The following is a 1,308-nucleotide window of genomic DNA, read 5'->3' as shown; positions in this document are numbered from 1 at the left end:
TGTGTAACAGAAATTATTGAAGATTAAGGAGAAAACAAACAATGGCAAAAATATTCAGAGATTATGCAGAGGTAAGTGAAAGTATGATAGTTCCTTGATTTTAGAGGATAAAAAGTTAAAACCTAGCGAACGTAAGGTTCGTGATGAATTAGTAGCTAATAAAGCGGATTGGCAGTATCAATTATCAGCTCGTTGTTTACAATTATCGATCTCTGATCTAGGTAAAGCTTGGAAAAATTTCTTTGATAAGGCACAACCAGATTGGGGCAAGCCTAAATTTAAGTCTAAAAAAGCTCCTAGACAAGGCTTTAAAACTGATCGAGCTAAGATCATTGATGGAAAATTACGCTTAGATAAACCTCTAGGGATCAAAACTTGGTACGATATCAGATTTAAAGGGGCTAAGTCTTTAGAAGGTGATTTAAAAGTAGTTTCAATTTACCGTGAAAATGATAAATACTGGGCTAGTCTACCTTTTGAAGTAGAGATAAAAAAGAAGATCAAGACTGGTAAGCATTCAGCCGTTGACGCCAATGTCGGACATCTAAACTACACAGATGGTAAGATAAACATCTTGCCAGATAATTTGAAACGACTTTATAAACGTATCAAGTATTATCAAAGAAAATTAGCTAAAAAACGTGTTGTGAATGGTAAAAAAGCCACTAAAACAAATAATTACGTTAAAACGAGAGCCAAGTTACAACGTGATTATCGCAAAGTAGCTAATATTCAACATAATATTATCCAAAAATTCACCACCGAGTTAGTCATTAATTACGACCAGATAGTGATTGAAGACCTAGATGTCAAAAAAATGCAGATGACACATGTCGCCTCTAAAGGACTTCAACGTTCATTATTTGGTTATTTTAGACAAGTATTGATCTATAAAGCTAGTTGGTATGATAAAGAAGTAGTCTTAGCTGATAAATACTATCCAAGCACACAAAGATGTTCTGATTGCGGTCATATCAAGACTGGTGATGAAAAAATTAGTCTTGATGGTAATCAAAAATACAAAACTAAGCATAATGAATATATTTGTTATGAATGTGGTGCAGTTATGGATAGAGATGAAAATGCAGTAAAAAATCTTTTGGCTTTAATAGGTTAAAAATATAACGGGGTGAGCTACACCCTTAGGCTATCTGAGCTAGTCAATGTCATTACCCTCTTGTTAGGATATGGGAATACTAGCGTTGATGGTAGTAAATAAAATTAGGAAAGGAAAAGCTATATTTCTTTCTCAAATGTAATCATTTGATATATTTGATTACGTTTGTTCACGTTTTATATAGCAGGAAT

The 1,308-nt window shown here is 33.2% G+C and carries 1 protein-coding gene; it reads left to right on the top strand.

Annotated elements, in window-relative coordinates:
* Positions 1-94: 94 nt before the first annotated feature.
* Entirely contained in the window at positions 95-1,117 is a 1,023-nt protein-coding gene (locus Q9Q35_RS07540) for a transposase (protein WP_304652817.1), read from the top strand.
* Positions 1,118-1,308 lie beyond the last annotated feature (191 nt).

Source organism: uncultured Ligilactobacillus sp. (assembly GCF_948826705.1).
GTDB lineage: Bacteria > Bacillota > Bacilli > Lactobacillales > Lactobacillaceae > Ligilactobacillus.
Note: the sequence above shows the minus strand (reverse complement) of the source record. Positions and strands in the feature narration are given on the sequence as shown.